Source organism: Paraferrimonas haliotis, from assembly GCF_002282895.1.
Classification (GTDB): Bacteria; Pseudomonadota; Gammaproteobacteria; order Enterobacterales; family Shewanellaceae; genus Paraferrimonas; species Paraferrimonas haliotis.
In genome coordinates this window covers 656375-676157 of the sequence record NZ_NRRB01000001.1, presented here as the reverse complement: position 1 = coordinate 676157, position 19783 = coordinate 656375, and the positions used below count along the sequence as shown (strand labels likewise).

The 19783-nt window shown below is 47.8% G+C and carries 14 protein-coding genes; 1 reads left to right on the top strand and 13 read right to left on the bottom strand.

What is annotated here, in order from left to right; translation table 11 throughout:
- Window positions 1–63: 63 nt before the first annotated feature.
- The 13 genes from secF to CLC91_RS03085 form a co-directional block, all read right to left on the bottom strand.
- Entirely contained in the window at window positions 64–1011 is a 948-nt protein-coding gene (gene secF / locus CLC91_RS03145) for a protein translocase subunit SecF (protein ID WP_095497485.1), read from the bottom strand.
- A 12-nt stretch (window positions 1012–1023) separates the two neighbouring features.
- A complete protein-coding gene (gene secD / locus CLC91_RS03140; protein WP_095497484.1) occupies window positions 1024–2868 on the bottom strand; it encodes a protein translocase subunit SecD in 1845 nt (614 codons plus the stop codon).
- Window positions 2869–2886: 18 nt separating this feature from the next.
- Window positions 2887–3219: a preprotein translocase subunit YajC gene (yajC, locus tag CLC91_RS03135; RefSeq protein ID WP_095497483.1), complete on the bottom strand. Its 333-nt coding sequence runs from the start codon at window positions 3217–3219 to the stop codon at window positions 2887–2889.
- Window positions 3220–3263: 44 nt separating this feature from the next.
- Window positions 3264–4394: a tRNA guanosine(34) transglycosylase Tgt gene (gene tgt / locus CLC91_RS03130; protein WP_095497482.1), complete on the bottom strand. Its 1131-nt coding sequence runs from the start codon at window positions 4392–4394 to the stop codon at window positions 3264–3266.
- A 108-nt stretch (window positions 4395–4502) separates the two neighbouring features.
- Window positions 4503–5540: a tRNA preQ1(34) S-adenosylmethionine ribosyltransferase-isomerase QueA gene (gene queA / locus CLC91_RS03125; RefSeq protein ID WP_095497481.1), complete on the bottom strand. Its 1038-nt coding sequence runs from the start codon at window positions 5538–5540 to the stop codon at window positions 4503–4505.
- Window positions 5541–5703: 163 nt separating this feature from the next.
- Window positions 5704–7008 (bottom strand): isocitrate lyase, encoded by a 1305-nt coding sequence (gene aceA, locus CLC91_RS03120; RefSeq protein WP_095497480.1) that lies wholly within the window; start codon window positions 7006–7008, stop codon window positions 5704–5706.
- 15 nt (window positions 7009–7023) lie between these two features.
- Window positions 7024–8652 carry a malate synthase A gene (gene aceB / locus CLC91_RS03115; protein ID WP_095497479.1) on the bottom strand — a complete coding sequence of 543 codons (1629 nt, stop codon included), beginning with the start codon at window positions 8650–8652 and terminating at the stop codon, window positions 7024–7026.
- Between the two features lie 643 nt (window positions 8653–9295).
- Complete coding sequence (locus CLC91_RS03110) at window positions 9296–12415, bottom strand: efflux RND transporter permease subunit (RefSeq protein WP_095497478.1); 3120 nt, start codon at window positions 12413–12415, stop codon at window positions 9296–9298.
- 12 nt (window positions 12416–12427) lie between these two features.
- On the bottom strand, window positions 12428–13561 hold the full coding sequence (locus tag CLC91_RS03105) for an efflux RND transporter periplasmic adaptor subunit (protein WP_095497477.1): 1134 nt from the start codon (window positions 13559–13561) through the stop codon (window positions 12428–12430).
- Between the two features lie 123 nt (window positions 13562–13684).
- On the bottom strand, window positions 13685–14383 hold the full coding sequence (gene phoU, locus CLC91_RS03100; protein WP_095497476.1) for a phosphate signaling complex protein PhoU: 699 nt from the start codon (window positions 14381–14383) through the stop codon (window positions 13685–13687).
- 12 nt (window positions 14384–14395) lie between these two features.
- Window positions 14396–15214 (bottom strand): phosphate ABC transporter ATP-binding protein PstB, encoded by an 819-nt coding sequence (gene pstB / locus CLC91_RS03095; RefSeq protein ID WP_095497475.1) that lies wholly within the window; start codon window positions 15212–15214, stop codon window positions 14396–14398.
- A 32-nt stretch (window positions 15215–15246) separates the two neighbouring features.
- The gene (pstA, locus tag CLC91_RS03090) at window positions 15247–16899 is read right to left on the bottom strand and encodes a phosphate ABC transporter permease PstA (protein ID WP_095497474.1); all 1653 of its coding nucleotides are present in this window, start codon (window positions 16897–16899) and stop codon (window positions 15247–15249) included.
- Window positions 16900–16918: 19 nt separating this feature from the next.
- A complete protein-coding gene (locus CLC91_RS03085) occupies window positions 16919–19177 on the bottom strand; it encodes an ABC transporter permease subunit (protein ID WP_095497473.1) in 2259 nt (752 codons plus the stop codon).
- A gap of 97 nt (window positions 19178–19274) precedes the next feature.
- Between CLC91_RS03085 and CLC91_RS03080 the strand changes: the two genes are divergently transcribed.
- Window positions 19275–19772, top strand: coding sequence for a glycine cleavage system protein R (locus CLC91_RS03080; protein WP_095497472.1), 498 nt, complete (start codon window positions 19275–19277; stop codon window positions 19770–19772).
- Window positions 19773–19783: the final 11 nt, after the last annotated feature.

The following is a 19783-nucleotide window of genomic DNA, read 5'->3' as shown; positions in this document are numbered from 1 at the left end:
CAAGCTGACGCATAAAAAAAGCCAGACAAAAATGTCTGGCTTTCATAGGTAACTAATTGACGCTTAAGGCATAAGAGCGTCTTGGTCAGCACCTTCTTTTTCAACTTCAACCGGTAGCATGTGCTCGCGACTTACGCCCAAACGAACCGCCAAATAACTGGCCACGTAAATGGACGAATAAGTACCAACAACAATACCCATCAGCAGCGCCGTAGCGAAACCATGGATCATCGCACCGCCTTTCATAAACAAAGCGACAACCACAATCAAGGTGGTACCGGTAGTAATGATGGTACGGCTCATGGTTTGGGTAATCGAGGTATTTACGATTTCCGATGGTCCTGACTTGCGGATCTTCAAGAAGTTTTCTCGAATTCGGTCAAATACTACGATGGTATCGTTCAGAGAATAACCGACAACCGTTAGTACCCCCGCCAGTACCGTCAAATCGAACTCCAGTTGGAACAGCGAGAAGATGCCCAAGGTTAGAATGACGTCGTGCGCCAATGCTGCAACTGAGCCCATCGCCAAACGCCATTCAAAGCGGAACGATACGTACATTAGAATACAGATTAACGCCACCAGTACCGCTAGGCCACCTTGCTCGGCAAGTTCTGCACCCACTTGAGGTCCTACGAACTCGACCCGTTTCGTCTCAACGTTAGCATCAACAATGGCCGCAGCGGCTTGAGTCGCTCGTACTTGTACGTCGCTTTTAAAGTCTTCTTTGACCGGCAAACGAATAATAACGTCGCGGCTGGTACCGAAGTTTTGCACCACCGCACCTTCCACCTCGGGGGCCACCAGCTGTTCTCTTAACGCCGTTAAGTCGGCAGCCTGGGAGAATTCCATTTCAACAACGGTACCGCCGGTGAAATCTAATCCCCAGTTAATGCCTTTAGTGGCCAAGGTCGCAATGGAGGCAATCACTAAGATTACCGACATGATACTCACGGGCACCGCATGCTTAAGGAAGTTAACCGTTTTCTTAAGTTCTAATATTTGAAACATGATTACGGCTCCTTAAATCGACAGTTTCTTCACGCGCTTGCCACCCCAAATGAGGTTAACCAGAGCGCGAGAGCCAACGATGGCAGTGAACATGGAGGTAGCAATACCAATCATCAAGGTAACCGCAAAGCCTTTAACCGCACCGGTACCTACAGCAAACAGAATCAAACTGGTAATGAAGGTGGTGATGTTGGCATCGGCGATGGTAGACAAGGCGTTACCGTATCCTTCGTGAATGGCTTGCTGAATGCTTCTGCCATTTCGAAGTTCTTCACGGATCCGCTCAAAGATCAGTACGTTGCCATCAACCGCCATACCAACGGTTAACACAATACCGGCAATGCCAGGCAGGGTTAGTGTCGCTCCAGGGATCATCGACATTATGCCCACAATCATCACTAGGTTCACCGACAGCGCAAGGTTGGCGATCAAACCAAAGGCGCGATAATAAACGGCCATAAAGATGATGACGACGATTAGGCCCCAAATCATAGCTTGCAAGCCGTTCTCAATATTTTGCTGACCTAGGCTTGGACCAATGGTGCGCTCTTCAACAATTTGCACCGGTGCTTTGAGTGCGCCAGCGCGCAGCAATAGTGCAAGGTTTTGCGCTTCAGCATGACCCAAACCAGTAATGCGGAAACTGCGACCTAAACGAGATTGAATGGTAGCGACCGACACCACTTCCTGAATTTTCTCAAGTTTAGTGCGACCGTTTTCATCTTTCTCATCGGTAGGTTTGTACTCGGTGAACAGCGTTGCCATTGGCATGCCGATAGCATCTTTGGTAGCAGACGCCATTTTGTCGCCGCCCTGAGCATCCAGATCAATGCTGACCTGAGGCTGACCATTTTCATCGAAAGCAGCACGGGCCCCGGTAATGTGATCCCCAGTAAGAATCACATCTTTAGTGAGAACAACCGAGCCACCGCCACGACGGTCAAACAACTCAGAAGACGCTGGCAAGCGCCCAACGGCTGCATCTCGTGCATCGGTTTTGGTATCTTGCATGCGAAACTCAAGGGTCGCCGTTGCACCGAGAATCTCTTTGGCGCGAGTCGGATCTTGAACACCTGGCAGTTGCACCACAATGCGCTCAGCGCCTTGACGTTGAACCACAGGCTCAGCGACACCCAACTCGTTAACACGATTACGAATAATGGTGATGTTTTGCGATACCGCTTCTTCGCGAATTTGGCGTAAATGCTCTTGCGTCATGGTAATGCGCAAGCTCAAATCGGCGTTAGAATCTGTTACTTGGTATTGGTTATAGCGCGAGCCAATAAAGTTCTCGGCTTTTACCATAGCGTCGGCATTTCTAAATTGAATGATAACCGCATCACCAACAGCGCGAATTCCCGAGTAACGGATGCGCTCAGAACGCAAGTCGCTGCGAAAATCCGTGGTCATTTGCGTCTGCGCTTTGCTGATGGCTTCGGCCATATCCACTTCCATCAAGAAGTGAATACCACCACGCAAATCCAAACCCAGTTTCATTGGTCCACCACCAATAGCTTCAAGCCATTCAGGTGTGGACGGTGCCAGGTTCATGGCTACAACGTAACTTTTTCCGAGTAAGTCGCTAATCACTTCACGGGCTTTCAGTTGGTCATCACCATTGGTGACTCGCACTTCAAGAACGTCTTGTTTTAGTTCGATGCGTTTGATTGCGATACTGGCTGTGTCTAATGCTGATTGAACTTGGCTCATGGTGTCGCTACTAACTGTATAGCCGCGAGTACCTTGAATTTGAACCGCGTTATCTTCACCAAACAAGTTTGGAAGCGCATACAGCGCACCAATGGCGATAATGAGCATCACCATCAGGTTTTTCCACATTGGATACTTATTTAACACGCGCTTGCCCTCTTGGCGTTATAGCGATTGAATGGAACCTTTTGGCAGCACAGCTGCAATGTAGTCTTTCTTAATGGTGACATTGGTTTCATCATTAAGGGCTAACAACACGTAGTCGTTTTCATCACTGATTTTAGCAATCTTGCCAATGATGCCGCCGTTGGTTAGCACTTCATCACCTTTACCTAAAGATGAAATCAATCCTTTGTGTTCTTTAACACGCTTGGCTTGTGGACGATAAATCATGAAATAAAAGATTAGGCCGAAAACCACCAGCATAAAAATTAATTCCATAGTACCGCCACCTTGTGGAGCACCTGCTGCATTTGCGTACGCGTTTGAAATAAACATAACTCTCTCTTAAGTAAAACTATCAGTAGTTAATTAAATGGGGGCTAACTTTCACTTTTCAATACAGGCACTTCACGTCCCTGCTTGCTATAAAATTCGCTAACGAATTGGTCTAAGGTACCTGCTTCAATGGCGCCTCGCAATCCTTCCATGAGGCGTTGATAATACCTTAAATTATGGATGGTGTTTAAGCGGGCACCTAAAATTTCGTTACAACGGTCTAAATGATACAAATAGGCGCGACTGTAATTCTTACAGGTATAGCAATCACACTCGCTATCCAATGGACTCGTGTCGTCACGATGACGGGCATTACGGATTTTGATAACCCCTTCATGGGTAAACAAATGACCATTACGAGCGTTTCGCGTTGGCATCACGCAGTCAAACATATCGACGCCACGGCGCACCCCTTCAACCAAGTCTTCTGGCTTACCAACGCCCATTAAGTAACGGGGTTTATCTTCAGGGATTTTAGGGCAAATGTGCTCGAGAATGCGGTGCATGTCTTCTTTAGGCTCACCCACGGCCAAGCCACCAACGGCGTAACCATCGAAGCCAATATTCACCAAGCCTTCTAAGCTTTCGTCGCGCAAATGTTCGTAAACACCGCCTTGAATGATGCCAAAGAGCGCATTGCTATTACCCAGACGATCGAATTCGTTTCGGCTTCTCTGCGCCCAACGCATAGACATCCGCATTGACACAGCCGCTTCATTTTCTGTGGCCGGGTACGGTGTGCACTCATCAAAGATCATGACGACATCAGAGCCTAAACTGTGTTGAATTTGCATCGATTTTTCTGGATCTAGAAAAATCTTTTCACCGTTAATTGGAGAACGGAAGTGAACACCTTCTTCGGTAATTTTGCGGATATGCCCCAAAGAAAACACCTGAAAGCCACCGGAGTCGGTCAGGATTGGACGTTGCCAGTTCATAAAATCATGCAGATCGCCGTGCTTGCGCATGATTTCTTCACCGGGACGAAGCCATAGGTGAAACGTATTGCCCAATAAGATATCAGCACCGGTTTCGCGAACCTCTTCCGGCGTCATACCCTTAACTGTGCCGTAGGTGCCTACCGGCATGAATGCGGGTGTTTCTACCACGCCCCGATCAAACACAAGGCGGCCACGACGTGCGCGACCTTGCGTGGTGATTAATTCGAATTTCATATTGTAACCTCGACGGAGTAACAATCCGACAGTCTTGTATTGCAACCTTGTTGCCAATACGGTTTAGATGATCCAGTTATTGTAGTGGCTTTACGCCATAACTCCGAATTATTTTGTCTTAGCCGTGACGAACATGGCATCACCATAGCTAAAGAAGCGGTATTTTTGCTCGACAGCATGCTGATAAGCAGCCATCACGTTATCGTATCCGGCGAACGCACTGACTAACATGATCAAGGTGGATTCTGGCAAATGGAAATTGGTCACCATCGCATCTACCAACTCAAACTGATACCCCGGATAAATGAAAATACTGGTGTCATCGAAAAACGGCTGCAGCTCAGCTTGCGATGCCTTCGCCGCACTTTCTAAGCTGCGCACACTGGTGGTTCCAACGGCAATAACACGCTTGCCAGCCGCCTTAGTTTGTTTGATTTTATCCACCACCTCGGCGGAGACTTCTGCATATTCCGAATGCATCTTGTGATCCAGAATGTTGTCCACTCGCACCGGTTGAAAGGTTCCGGCTCCCACGTGCAAGGTGACGTAGGCGACTTGAACGCCTTTGTCTTGAAGTTGTTGCAGCATTTCGTCGTCAAAATGCAGGCCCGCCGTAGGCGCGGCCACCGCTCCTGGCACTTCACTGTAAACAGTTTGATAACGTTCCCAGTCGCTGTCTTCATCGGGTCGGTCTATGTAAGGCGGCAGCGGCATGTGCCCTATGGCTTGTAACGCGTCGAGAACCGTACCCTCCCCTTCAAGTTGCAACTCGAACAGGGCGTCATGTCGAGCCAGCATTTGCATGACTCTGTCGCCTTCGAAGTGCAGCATGCTGCCCGCCTTTGGCGATTTCGACGAACGTACATGGGCTAAAAAGCGTTTGTCATCAAGCACTCTTTCTACCAAGACTTCGATTTTACCGCCACTCGCTTTCTTACCGAAAACGCGGGCGGGTATGACTCGGGTGTTGTTAAAGACCATTAGGTCACCCGCTTCGACCTGATCAAGCAAATCACAGAACTGACGGTCATCTAAGCGACCGCTATCGCCCTCTAAACACAGCAAGCGCGACGCATTACGCTGAGCCGTTGGATAACGAGCAATCAATTCATCAGGTAGATCAAAATTAAAATCTGAAACTTGCATAGCCTTGTTCACACTAAGAGTTCGGACAAAAGATTTGGGTGGGCTAGTCTATTGGGGATCCTGTCTCAAATCAAGGTGGGAAATGTGTGTAAAATTAAGTCGCGAAAAAACGCCGCCCCAAAAGTTAGTGGACGGCGTTTAAGGCAACCTGATGGGCTGAACGTTAGAATTGATCTTCTTCGGTCGAGCCGGTTAATGCGGTCACAGAGGATTGCCCACCTTGAATGACGTTGGTGACCTTGTCGAAATATCCGGTACCCACCTCTTGCTGATGCGCCACAAAGGTGTAGCCTCGTTCCGCCGCTGCGAATTCTGGCTGCTGCACTTTTTCTACGTAGTGTTTCATACCTTCACCCTGAGCATAGCTGTGGGCCAAATCGAACATGTTGTACCACATGTTGTGAATACCCGCTAAGGTGATGAATTGGTACTTGTAACCCATGTCAGATAACGCTTGCTGGAAGCGCGCAATGGTTGCATCGTCTAGATTCTTTCGCCAGTTAAACGACGGTGAGCAGTTATAGGCCAAAATTTGATCCGGGTATTTTTCGTGAATGGCATCGGCAAAGCGTTTTGCTTCATCCAAACACGGCGTTGCGGTTTCGCACCAAATCATATCGGCGTAAGGGGCATACGCTAAGCCTCGACTGATGGCTTGGTCCAACCCGGCTCTCACCTTATAAAAACCTTCAGACGTGCGCTCACCGGTAATAAAATCTTTATCGTACGGATCCACATCTGAGGTCAACAAATCAGCAGCGTTGGCATCGGTGCGTGCAATCACAAGCGTTGGAACACCAGCGACGTCGGCAGCGAAGCGAGCCGCCACCAATTTTTGAACCGCTTCTTGAGTTGGGACCAACACCTTACCACCCATATGTCCGCACTTCTTCACAGAGGCTAATTGGTCTTCAAAATGCACACCCGCTGCTCCGGCATTAATCATTGATTTCATCAATTCATAAGCATTTAGCACACCACCAAAACCCGCTTCAGCATCGGCAACAATGGGTAAGAAGTAATCTGTTGCACCTTCATCTTGTGGGCCTTTGCCTGTGCTCCATTGTATTTGGTCGGCTCTTGCAAACGAATTATTAATCCGCTCAACCACCGCAGGAACCGAGTTGGCAGGATACAGCGACTGATCCGGATACATGCTGGAAGCAAGGTTATTGTCTGCAGCCACCTGCCAGCCCGACAAGTACACCGCTTCGATGCCGGCCTTAGCTTGTTGCACCGCTTGGCCTCCTGTAAGTGCGCCTAAGCAGTTTACATAGCCTTTTTTGGCACTGCCGTTAATGAGCTGCCAAAGCTTATCGGCACCGCGACTGGCAATGGTATTCTCGGGCACAAACGACCCCCTTAAGTTCACCACTTCTTCAGCGCTGTAGGGGCGACGTACACCTTTCCAACGTGGATTCTCTGCCCAGTCCTTGGTTAATGCTTCAATTTGTTGTTGACGATTCATAATAGCTCTCCCTAATTAAGCTGCTTGAGTGGTTTGTTGTTGTTCGGTCAAAAGTTGGTAACCCGGTAAGGTGAGGAAATCCACCAGCTCTGTTGCGGTTGTAATGTGTGTTAAGAGCTTGGCGGCTTCATCAAATTTGCCATTTACAAAGCGCTCATCTCCGAGTTCTTTGCGAACCACGTCCATTTCTTCACTTAACATGGCGATAAATAAGTCGGCGGTAACCACCTGACCGTTGTCTAAGCTTTGACCATGCTTAATCCATTGCCATATGGTGGAGCGTGAAATCTCCGCGGTTGCAGCGTCTTCCATAAGCCCATAAATAGGCACGCAGCCGTTACCATTTATCCAGGCTTCGATGTACTGCAGCGACACACGTATGTTTAATCGCATTCCTTGCTCTGTTCGGGTTCCCTGACACGGCTCAAGTAGCTCGCTTGCGGTAATAGGAGCATCAACGTCTCTGCTGATGTGCAGCTGATTAGATTGGCCTTCACCAATGAAATTATCGAAAACGTCCATGGCAACGTCTGCAAGCCCCGGATGAGCCACCCAAGTGCCATCGTGACCGTTGCGAGCCTCTAGGCGCTTATCACCATAGACTTTGTCCAATACTTGCTGGTTCTCGGCGGGATCTTTTGAAGGAATAAAGGCTGCCATGCCTCCCATAGCTAACGCGCCGCGCTTGTGACAGGTTTTAATCAACAGTCGCGAGTAGGCGCTTAGGAAGGGTTTGTCCATAGTTACTTGCTGGCGATCCGGTAATACCCTATCACCGTGTTGACGTAGGGTTTTAATGTAGCTGAAGATGTAATCCCAGCGACCACAGTTAAGCGCCACTATATTGTCTTTCAGTGCATGCAGAATCTCATCCATTTCAAACACGGCAGGCAAGGTCTCAATAAGGCATGTGCACTTAATGGTACCCACCTGCAAACAATATTTTTGTTCTACGTGGGCGAACACCTTGGCCCACCATTGTGCCTCTTGATAGTGCTGCAATTTAGGAATGTAAAAATACGGTGCTGAGCCACGCTCCAGCAACGCCAGATAGTTGTGGTAAAAATACAGTGCGAAGTCCACTAAACATCCGGGAACAGGCTTGCCGTCGAACAACACGTGAACTTCGGGTAAATGAATACCTCGAACCCGAGCAATAAGCACCGCCGGATCGTCTTTTAAACGGTAGGCTTTACCTGTGTCACTGGCAACAAAGTCGATGTCACGCTTGTTGGCATCGCGAAGATTAATTTGACCTTGAACGACTTTCTCCCAACTTGGCGCCAGCGAATCTTCGAAATCCGCCATGAACACCTTAACGTTGGCGTTGAGTGCATTAATGATCATTTTACGCTCAACCGGACCTGTAATTTCGACTCGTCTGTCTTGCAGATCGGCGGGGATGCCCCGAATCGTCCAATCTTGCTCTCGGATTGCAGCGGTTTCTTTTAAAAAGTTTGGAAGTAAGCCGTTGTCGATTTGATGCTGCCGTTGTTGGCGGTGGGATAACAAGTCATCGACTTCATGAGCATACTCTCGGCAAAGCTCTTCTAGCAATGCCACAGCGCCTGGACTAAAAATTTGTTCGGCGCCGTCAACCGATGAGGGCGCAATGGATAATCTGTTGTTGTTCGAGTGCGTCATAAAGGCTTTTCCGTTTTTAGTAACTTTATGACTAAAACTTATGCAGCGATGCGTTAGCCTGCAACCACCAAAATTGGCATGACCATTGAACCAATTTTTACCAATCTGGCCAATTATTGGCCTTTACTCAAAACTAAAATTGCCTTCAAAGCCTTGATAAATAAGTATTCACTAAAGAATCAGAAGAGTATTTACTCTAATTTAATGGCGAACCTTCTGAGCGCCTATGCAATTTTCAATATTTTGCTTTAATTACTACAAGCAATTTGACTGTGTAACTATTTGTTTACAAATTAATGACCGGTATGACCAAATGCCCAATACCTTTAGCGTTTAAAAAATATACGAACAAGTATAATAATCCACATAAAAACATAGGTTTACCAATCACTCATGGGCTAATTCCTGTATAATGCTTACGTTTACGTAAAGTACCCTCTTAACTGCGATGCAGTAATGACGCTTTCCAGCAAAGAAATCCGATCAATCTGACCAAATAACTTTAAAATTTTGTAAAAAAAATGAAAACAACAGAGGTTATGTTGGATTTGTAGGGCCATTATCGAGTGATATGCTGCTAACGCCATAAAAAACGCCCAACAACCGAATGATTGTTGGGCGCTCGTTTAAACTCTATGAATAACTAAGCACTGAATTTAGCTTTAATACGCTCTCTTAACGATTGCAAAATCACATAGAAAACCGGCACGAGACAGGTACCGACAACCGTGGCTGCAATCATGCCGCCAAAGACCGAATAGCCAAGAGAGTTACGACTTGCAGCCCCCGCTCCTGCCGCGATGACTAACGGCAGCACACCAAGAATGAACGAAAATGCGGTCATTAGTACGGCTCTAAAGCGCATTTTTCCTGCGGTAACAGCGGCATCGGCAATACTTTTACCTTCGTCTTCTCGTTGCACTTTCGCAAATTCGACGATCAAGATGGCGTTTTTACTCGCCAAACCAATCAGCAACACCAATCCTATCTGCGAATACAAATTAAGATCAGAGCCGGCTAAGAAGATGTTTAAAAAGGCACCAAGAATGGCGACAGGCACCGCCAACATGACCGACAGCGGTACACTCCAACTTTCGTATTGAGCCACCAAGAACAAGTAGGTAAACAATAAGGCCAACCCAAATATGAGCGGTGCTAGATTACCGGCTCGTATTTCTTGGAACGTTTGCCCCGTCCAGGAGTAGCTGTATCCAGACGGTAAGGCTTCGTTGGCCGCTCGCTCCATCGCCGCAATGGCTTCACCTGAGCTGAACCCCGGTGCTGGAATGGCATTAATGGTGGTTGACGATAGTAGGTTGTATTGAGTTATCACCTCTGGCCCTAAGATTGGGCTGACCGTTACCAAGGTACTCAACGGAATCATCTCGCCGCTGCTGCTGCGCACATAGTAGCGGTTAATGTCCCGCTCCGAATTACGATACTCGCTCTCTGCCTGCACCATAACGCGGAATACTTTACCGTAGCGGTTAAAATCATTGACATACATTGAGCCAAGCATGGTCTGTAATGTGCTAAAGATTTCACTCAAGGGTATTCCCATGGCTTTAGCTTTTTGACGATCCACATCGACGTACATTTGCGGTACGTCACTTCTAAAGTTACTGAAGGCGACGGCAATCTCTGGCTGTTCGTTGGCTTTCATAATAAAGCCGCCCATAACCGCCGATAGCTCTTGCGGCGTTCGCCCTAGATTATCTTGCAAGACAAACTCGACGCCGCCCACACTGCCAATGCCGGGAATTGGTGGTAGCGAAAACGCCATCGCTTTTACCGCTGGGTTGGCGGCATACTTACCTTGCAATTTGCGCACAATAGCCGCTTCATGCATGTCGGGCGTATCCCGTTCATCCCACGTAGAAAGGGTTACAATCATCAAGCCACCGTTTGAGGCGATGGAGCCTGTTAAGATTGAAAAACCACTGGCATGAATGACGTTTTCGACACCGGGCTCAGCGAGAGTGAGCTCTACCAAATCACGCATCACCTCTTCAGTACGGTTAAGCGATGCGCCATCCGGAAGTTGAATGTCCACCATAAAGGCTTTTTTGTCTTCCGATGGTACGAACCCTGATGGAATTTGGGTTGCGAAAAAACCCGTTGCGATGATGAGGCCTAAATAAGCCACCGCTACCAAGCTTAGCTTTTTTACCAAGGAGCCAACAAAACCGGTGTAACGCCCGGTAATCTTTTCGAAGCCTTTATTGAAATGGTAATGGAAACCTTTGCTGTGGGTTTTAGGCACCCGCATCAAGCTGGCACATAGGGCTGGGCTTAAGGTCAAGGCGTTAATGGACGAAATCAGTACCGCAATACAAATGGTTATGGAGAATTGCGCATACATCATTCCCGTGATACCAGGCATTACCGCCGTTGGCGCAAATACCGCCAATAACACCAACGTAGTGGCGATTACTGGGCCGGTCACTTCTTTCATGGCTTTAGACGTCGCCGCTTTGGGATCTAAGCCCTCTTCCTGCATGATTCGGGTGACGTTTTCTACGACGATAATGGCGTCATCCACCACAATACCAATGGCCAAAATCAACGCGAACAAGGATACGGTGTTAATGTTCATACCCACTGCAAGCAAAAACGCAAAGGTACCAATTAAGGAAACCGGAATGGCAATGCCAGGGATCAGTGTTGAACGAAAATCTTGCAAGAACAAATACACCACAAAGATAACCAAGGCGATGGAGATAAACAGTGTCTCTACCACTTCGGCAATGGAGGTTTCCACGAATTCAGTGGTGTCATACAACACCTTAGACTCCAAATCCTGAGGAAAACGAGTCGAAAGCTCTTCCATTTTAGCTTTGATGTTGGCTGCAACCTCTAATGCATTAGCATCGGGCGATTGGTAGATGGAAATAATTGCACTGGGCTTATTATTCAATTTACCTTGAGCATCATAGGTTTGAGATCCTAGTTCGATGCGAGCCACGTCTTGCAAGAATACCTGACTGCCGTCGGCATGAGAACGCAACACAATGTCCGCAAACTCTTTCTCAGTTTTCAAACGACCTTGGGTTTGAAGGGTATATTGAAATTGCTGAGTTGGATCCACCGGTGCCGCGCCAATACGACCTGCCGCAACCTGAATGTTTTGCTCTTGCAGTGATTGCACAACGTCCATTGGGGTAATGGACAAACTGGCGAGTTTATCTGGGTCGAGCCATACCCGCATGGCGTAGTCCAGACCACCAATAATTTGTACTTTAGAAACGCCGTTAACACGAGCCAACTCATCTTTAATGTTGAGACCGGCATAGTTAGTAATAAATAGGCTATCAAAGGTCTCATTTGGCGATACTAAGTTCACCACCAACAAAATGTTGGGGCTTTGCTTTTCAACTTTAACCCCTTGCCGCTTAACTTCTTCCGGAAGTTTGGGCATGGCTTGTTGCACCCGGTTTTGAACCTTCACTTGAGCCATGTCAGCATCGGTTCCAACTTCAAACGTAACCGACAATGAGTAACTGCCATCGTTGGCACTCTTTGAAGACATATAAATCATGTCTTCAACCCCATTCACCTCAGCCTCAATCGGCTGGGCAATGACGTCGCGAATGATGTCTGCACTAGCCCCTGAATAACTGGTGGAAACGTTAACCTGTGGTGGCGCTAGATTCGGAAATTCGGAAACCGGTAATATCGGAATCGACAATAGCCCTGCAATGGTCAACACAATCGAGATGACGAAAGCAAACTTTGGCCGGTTAATAAAAAACTGGCTAATCATAATAAGCCTCCGTTAGCTAGCCGGCGTAAAAGGAGTGACATCGGCTTCGCTTGCGGTAACCGTTACTCCCGGGCGAATTTTTTGCAATCCGTCTAGAACAATTCGTTCGCCTAACTCAAGACCACTGTCCACTTCCCAATTGACTTCGATTCTGTCCCCTAATTGAACGATGCGCTTCTCTACCGTGTTGTCGGATTTAACCACCATAACGAAGCGACCTTGCTGGTCTTCTTGAACCGCGGCTTGAGGAATGACGATGGCATCTTCAGTATTGGGCGACTGTAAAATCACGGTCAAGAACATGCCGGGCAGCAAAATTTGGCTGGGATTATCAAAGGTGGCTCGTAAGCCGAGTGTGCCGGTGGCGCTGTCGATTCGATTTGAGACAAAGTCTAACACTCCGGTTTCGGCATAAATTTGTTCGTTAGGCAGTCGCAAAGACACCAATAACTCATGCATCCTTGGGAGATCTGCACGCCCATCTTGCATGATCATGTGGGCTTGGGTAGCAGCTCGCTCTGAGGCTTGGAAATTAACCCACATCGGATCCAATTGAACCAAGGTGGCCATTTCGGTTTGACTGGAGATCAAGTCTCCCAAGCTGACCAATGTTCGGCTAATACGGCCACTAATGGGTGCATAGATTTTGGTGTATTCAAGCTGCAAACTGGTGGACTCTAGTGCCGCTCTCGCCTGCACCACCGCCGCTTCGGTTTGCAGTTTATTGGTGGTCAATTCATCCATGTCTTTGCCCGAGATCATGCCATCGGGCGCCAGCTGCTTACCGCGCTTCCAGTTAATTTCAGCCACATCACGAGCCGCAATCGCTTGGGTAAGTTGCGCTTTACTCTGCTCTAACTTGGCTTCATAGGTGGCGGGATCGATTTCAAACAATAAAGCGCCCGCTTCAACAGCCTCGCCTTCGGTAAAGTGTCGCTTGAGCAAAGGGCCTTCGACACGGCTTTTAATGACCACATCTTCGCTGGCTTGTGCGCGTCCGACAAACTCGGCTTTGGGTTGGATTTGTTGAGTTTCTACCGTGTAAACGGTCACAGCCGGTGGGGGCGGCGGAGCGATTTCAGCTTGTTTCCCACAGCCGCTTAACACCACTGTTGTCGCCAATGCGAACAGAGCATTGATTCTCATAGTAATCCCTATCTCATTTATTATTTGAATTGGATCAAAGTTTATTATGAAAATGTCGATTTAGATAGGTAAAACCCCTGATAAGCCTTTATTTCTTTTGAGAAACCTATTTTTAGTGATGCATTAGTTGCTCATATCAGTGAGATCGGTATGTCGAACGTCCTTGCCTTTAACGAAATAGATAATATATTCCGCAATGTTTTTACAGCGATCACCAATGCGCTCCAAAGCGCGAGCGGCCCATAACACAGTGATAACATTGGGAATCATACGAGGGTCTTCCATCATATAGGTCATCAGTTGACGCAATAGGGCTTCGTAGGACTGATCTATCTCGCCGTCCTTTTTATGCACTCTAAATGCCGCATCAACGTCCATTCGAGCGAAAGAGTCCAGGGTTTGATGGAGCATGCGAATCGATTGTTGCCCCATGCCATCGAGATTGACCAGCATGGAACTGCTGGGATCCAGCTTTTTATCCAGCGCAATCGTGGCAATGCGCTCCGCACAGTCGCCGATGCGTTCAAGATCGGCAATGGTCTTTAAAATGGCCATGATCAGACGCAAATCGGAAGCGGCCGGCTGGCGTTTAGCTATGATTCGAGCACATTCCTCGTCAATACGCACTTCCATGCCGTTGACCTTTCTGTCGTCTTCGATGATTTTACGGGCCAATTCGACATCCGACTTCATCATCGCTGTTAGGCTGTCTTGTAATTGGCGTTCAACCAAGCCTCCCATCAACAATACTTGGTTTCTAACGTGCTCGAGCTCTGCGTTGAACTGCCCCGAAATGTGCCGATTTAATTTAATTTGATCCATGATAATTCCTGACTAGCCATAGCGGCCGGTGATATAGTCTTCCGTTTGACGGACGCTTGGCGTCGTGAATAAGGTATTAGTATCGGTATACTCCACCAGCTTCCCCATGTTCAGAAACGCCGTATTATCGGACACCCTCGCCGCTTGTTGCATATTGTGAGTCACTATGACCACAGTGTACTTTTGTTTAAGGTCGCTGATTAACTCTTCAATGGTCAAGGTTGAAATGGGATCTAACGCCGATGACGGCTCATCCAATAACAGGACCTGCGGCTCGATAGCAATCGCTCGCGCGATCACTAGTCGCTGCTGTTGACCACCGGATAAGTCAAACGCATTGTCGTTTAATCGGTCCTTGACTTCATCCCAAAGCGCCGCACCTTGCAACGCTTGCTCCACCGCTTCATCTAACACTCGGCGATCTTTAATACCTTGCAATCTCAGCCCGTAAACAACGTTTTCATATACGCTTTTTGGAAACGGATTGGGTTGCTGGAACACCATGCCCACAGTACGCCTGAGGGTTGCCACATCAACGCGTTTATCAAAGATACTTTCGTCACCGAGTAAAATATCGCCGCTGATTGTGCAGTCATCGATCAAATCGTTCATTCGATTAATGCATCGCAATAAAGTGGATTTACCGCAACCGGACGGACCAATCAGCGCAGTAACTTTGTGACGTTGAATTTTCATAGAAATATCGGATAACGCCTTTTTTTCTGCGTAAAATAGGCTGAGATCGCGAATATCCAATGCGGTTTGTTGCGCATCAAGTTGGCTCAGGTCAACTGAATTGTCGCTCAGCAAGTCTCTATCCAAGGAGAGCATTGTTTTTTATCCTCTTTAGCATCAGTGCGCTGTTATTGCTCCATCGCTCTAAACTTTTCACGAAGGTGATTTCGCACAGCAATCGCGGTCAAATTAAGCGAAACAATCACACTGACGAGTAAAAACGAAGTGGCGTAAACCAAAGGACGAGCCGCTTCAACATTAGGGCTTTGAAAACCCACGTCATAAATATGAAACCCCAAATGCATGAATTTTCTATCTAAATGCACAAAGGGAAAATGTCCATCAATAGGCAGACTTGGGGCCAATTTTACCACCCCTACTAACATCAACGGCGCCACCTCCCCAGCGGCGCGGGCTATTGCCAAGATCAAGCCGGTCATAATGGCTGGGCTGGCCATTGGCAAAACAATTTTGAACAAGGTCTCAGCACGAGTGGCGCCCAATGCCAAACTGGCTTGTCGCAATGAAGGCGGAATTCGAGATAAGCCTTCTTCCGTCGAAACAATCACAACCGGTAAGGTCAATATGGCTAAAGTCAGGGCCGACCACAAGATGCCAGGGGTGCCGAAGGTTGGACTGGGCATAGCATGGGAATAGAATAACGCATCGATGCTTCCCCCCAGCACATACACAAAGAACCCCAACCCAAACACACCATATACAATTGAAGGAACGCCAGCGAGATTGATAACCGCTACTCGAATCATTCGTGTAATGGGGCCTTTTTTGGCGTACTCATGCAAGTACACCGCCGCAATTACACCGAAAGGCGTAACCATCACGGCCATCAAAAGCACCATAAAAACGGTGCCAAAGATTGCGGGAAAAACACCGCCTTCAGTATTGGATTCGCGAGGCTCTTGGCTGATGAACTGAATCACTTGTTGCAACCACTGCTTCAACTTAGCAATGGTAGAAAGACGGTTATTGTAGGACACTCGAATGAGCTCTGATACCGGCAATCGCACTTCAACGCCACGCATGTCCTCAACGATTACCGCATCATCATTCAGTTGCTGTCGCAGGCCGGTGAGTTGCCTTTCTAAGGTTAAATAGCTGGTTTGCAATCCTTGTTTACGAGCATCAAATGATTGTTGCTGAGACTCGGTGAGCTCTCCTTTTAGTAGATAACGACGCTGCTCCAGTCGCAAACGTTCTAATGCCCAGTTCACCGAACCAATTTGATTGGATTGAATAAAATCAGCTTGAGCATTGATGTCGGCGGTTTTTTCTATGAGCTGTTGAATCCGCTGTTCGAGTTGGGACGACTCGATGCGTTGGCCGTCCTGGATTATGGCTTTGGGGTAGCCGTAAAAGTTACCGTGTTTGACTCGCTCAAAAACTGCTAAGTCTAGCGGCCGAGTTCTAGCGTCTATGTTCGTTGCCAATACCCACTGGAAATCCAGCGATTGCAATTCTCGATTACCGGTTTTAATCAAGAACCGCTCAATGTCATTCGGCGCTTGCTCATCGAATCGGTGACCTGCAGCAACTAACTGCTCCTTAGGAACACGCTCTCGGTCATACAGCTCTCCAATAACCACGCTTGTTTGATTGTCTGACGTGGTGACTTGCCACTGATAAATGTCCGCTGGCCAGAAATAACTTAAACCTCGCCAGGCAATCAACAGCAACAGTCCCAGCACTGAAATTAAGCTGATACTGACCGCCCCGGCGGTGAGCCAAACCCAAGGCGTTCCTGATGTGAGCCATTTATTCATCTACAATCATCTCTCTGCACTACATGGCACGGTATTTATCCCGCAGACGTTGACGAATCAGCTCCGCTACGGTGTTAAACAAAAAGGTCATCACCAGCAACGCCAGAGCCGCAAGGAATAGTACCCGGTAGTGGGTACTGCCAAGTTCCGATTCAGGCATCTCGATGGCAATATTCGCTGCCAGTGTTCGCATACCTTCCAAGATACTCCAATCCATTAATGGCGTATTACCGGTAGCCATTAAAACGATCATGGTTTCACCAATGGCTCGACCAACCCCCATCATAATGGCCGAAAAAATGCCCGGCGAAGCGGTGAGCAAAATTACTCGTGTTAGCGTTTGCCATTGGGTAGCACCCAGTGCAAGTGAGCCGTTTGACAAATGTTTAGGGACACTGAAAATCGCATCTTCAGCAATGGAGAAAATGGTGGGTATCACTGCAAACCCCATTGCAATACCAACCACGAGCGCGTTGCGCTGATCAAAACCTATGCCCCACTCATTGGTGATGTAACTCCGACTGTCGCCATTAAACAACCATAACTCCAACGTCGGACTCAATGACAATGATGAGTAGCCTACGATTAATAGCAAGGGTATCAGCAATAATTCACGATAATTCTCCGGTAAACGTGCTTTGATAGCCGCCGGCAGTATCCACCAAATCATGGCCGTTAGCAGTAAGCTGGAGGGTAAAAGAATTAACATCAACAAAAAACCGGAAAGGTGGGTTTCCACAATGGGTGCCAACCACAAACCCGCTAAAAATCCCAAAATAACCGTGGGTAAAGCCTCCATAATTTCGATGGTCGGCTTAACAATACGACGCACCCCAGCGGTCATAAAGTAGGCGGTATAAATTGCCCCGGCAACCGCTATCGGAATGGCAAACAACATGGCATACGCAGCGGCTTTTATGGTGCCGAACAACAGCGGTGTTAAGCTGAGTTTTGCTTCAAAGTCTTGGTTAGCTGAGGTGGATTGCCACACATAATCGGGCTCTTGATACCCCTCGTACCAAACTTTTTGCCAAAGCGCGCTCCAAGAGATTTCCGGATGTTCATTGACGATGGAAAATACTTGAATTACACCGTCGAGATCAATCAACAAACGATTGGCTCTCGGATTAAAAGCCGCCACCTTAGTGAACGCTTGAGCGGCGGTGAGGTTAACCAGCTCACGCTCAGAGGTGCTGTAGAACAATGTCATCTCACCCGCAGCGGAGTATGCGGCAAATCCTTTGCGATAATGCTCAGTCACCAGTGTTTGCACCGCAAAACCGGCATCAAAACTGCGCACATTTTGGTAGCCTCGACCAAATGGCTGATTTACTTCAAACCATTGAGTAATTGAGCCGTCTTCTCTGGCGATGAGTATTGAACTGGCGCCTGCAAGCAGCTTAATGTCGGTAACCCGAGCCTTGGTTTCGGAGAGGTCGATGACTTGTTGCAAACTGACCTTAGAAAGTTGGCTTATGTCATAAACGTAGACGCTGTCTTGGTTTTGTAACAGCAGTTGGCGCTGATCGGGCGTTATCAGCAATCGCTCCGGTTTCATGGGTAACTGCGCAATGGTTGCCGATTGTTGTTGCCACTGCGCCTCCCCCGTTATGACGTTGCGTTGACCAAGCTTTCGTCGCAGTTGCAACTGATGGTCAGCCAAGTAGGCGAAACTGAGTGTGTCATCACTGATGGCGCTGGCCAACAACTCGAGAGAACGGTGTTGCTCATCAACCTGAAACCATTGTCGTTTAAGAGGATAACGAAGAAGCGGAGAGATTTGACGAACATCGTTGGGATAGGTAATTCTGAAGCTTGGCTGCACCACCAGAACTTGCCCACGATCATTACCAAACACCTGCAATTGTTGCTGGGCATGGGTGGTACTGGTGTAACTCACCAACTCTCCTTCGCCTTGCGGTAATTCAAAGCGACGCACCATGCCACGGTTATTGGTGCTGGAGTCGAAATACTCAACCCGTCCAGAGTCGGTAACCCGGTAAATAAGCTGGGCTTGATCATCGGCACCAAGGGCTAAGGTGCGCTCACTTGAGGTATATTCAATAGCGTCAATGCTAGAGATGGTGGCACTATCAAACAATGGCTTTACTATGTAAGCCAGATAAATGAAGATGAGCACTAACGCAAACAAAACCGCAATGCCTCCAAGGCTAACACTGTATTGAGTTAGCTTATCTTTAATGCGACGACGTCCTTGTTGCGCAGCGAAGATACTTTTGGTTGACTGTGATTCGGCTTGACTAGCCTGTTGGTTCATTCCTACCCTCAAATTATGGAGTTGGCGCTCATTTTGATTGGCCAATATTATATTTCGATATTATGACACTAATGTTACAACAAACAGAGGCAAACCTATGCAACGATATTTGATAACGCTTCAGGTGCCCGACCGCCCGGGATTGGTAGAACAAATTGCACAACCACTTTCGCGCCTAGGAGGCAATTGGCTCGATTCCGAACTGCGCCATATCGATACCTTGTTCGCCGCTATCTTGGTGGTTGAGATAGCTCCTCAGCATTGGGACGAACTGAGAGACAGCCTAGAAGCCATCGATGGACTGACCCTAACCGGCCAAAAATTAGCTGACCCAACCCCGAGCTCGCCAACAGTAAACGTCCAAGTTGTTGGTAATGACCGCTCTGGATTTGTACATCAAATTTCCAATATGATTGCAGCAATGTCCATTAACATTGAGCGCTTTTCCAGTAGTAGAGAGTCGGCAAGCCACACTGGTTTGGCGCTATTTAAAGCCGAACTCACCTTAAGTCCGGTCGATGCTGAAGTCTACGAGCGATTACAACAAAAGTTGTTTGAAATTGGTGATGATGTTCAAGTTGATCTAATAAATTAACCACTCTCTGG

What these genes read in the sequence shown, in the direction of transcription:
- tgt (WP_095497482.1), bottom strand. Translation starts at nt 4,394, where the DNA reads ATGAAATTCGAATTAATCACCACGCAAGGTCGCGCACGTCGTGGCCGC.
- secF (WP_095497485.1), bottom strand. Translation starts at nt 1,011, where the DNA reads ATGTTTCAAATATTAGAACTTAAGAAAACGGTTAACTTCCTTAAGCAT.
- CLC91_RS03080 (WP_095497472.1), top strand. Translation starts at nt 19,275, where the DNA reads ATGCAACGATATTTGATAACGCTTCAGGTGCCCGACCGCCCGGGATTG.
- CLC91_RS03105 (WP_095497477.1), bottom strand. Translation starts at nt 13,561, where the DNA reads ATGAGAATCAATGCTCTGTTCGCATTGGCGACAACAGTGGTGTTAAGC.
- pstB (WP_095497475.1), bottom strand. Translation starts at nt 15,214, where the DNA reads ATGCTCTCCTTGGATAGAGACTTGCTGAGCGACAATTCAGTTGACCTG.
- CLC91_RS03110 (WP_095497478.1), bottom strand. Translation starts at nt 12,415, where the DNA reads ATGATTAGCCAGTTTTTTATTAACCGGCCAAAGTTTGCTTTCGTCATC.
- phoU (WP_095497476.1), bottom strand. Translation starts at nt 14,383, where the DNA reads ATGGATCAAATTAAATTAAATCGGCACATTTCGGGGCAGTTCAACGCA.
- CLC91_RS03085 (WP_095497473.1), bottom strand. Translation starts at nt 19,177, where the DNA reads ATGAACCAACAGGCTAGTCAAGCCGAATCACAGTCAACCAAAAGTATC.
- queA (WP_095497481.1), bottom strand. Translation starts at nt 5,540, where the DNA reads ATGCAAGTTTCAGATTTTAATTTTGATCTACCTGATGAATTGATTGCT.
- aceB (WP_095497479.1), bottom strand. Translation starts at nt 8,652, where the DNA reads ATGACGCACTCGAACAACAACAGATTATCCATTGCGCCCTCATCGGTT.
- pstA (WP_095497474.1), bottom strand. Translation starts at nt 16,899, where the DNA reads ATGAATAAATGGCTCACATCAGGAACGCCTTGGGTTTGGCTCACCGCC.
- aceA (WP_095497480.1), bottom strand. Translation starts at nt 7,008, where the DNA reads ATGAATCGTCAACAACAAATTGAAGCATTAACCAAGGACTGGGCAGAG.
- yajC (WP_095497483.1), bottom strand. Translation starts at nt 3,219, where the DNA reads ATGTTTATTTCAAACGCGTACGCAAATGCAGCAGGTGCTCCACAAGGT.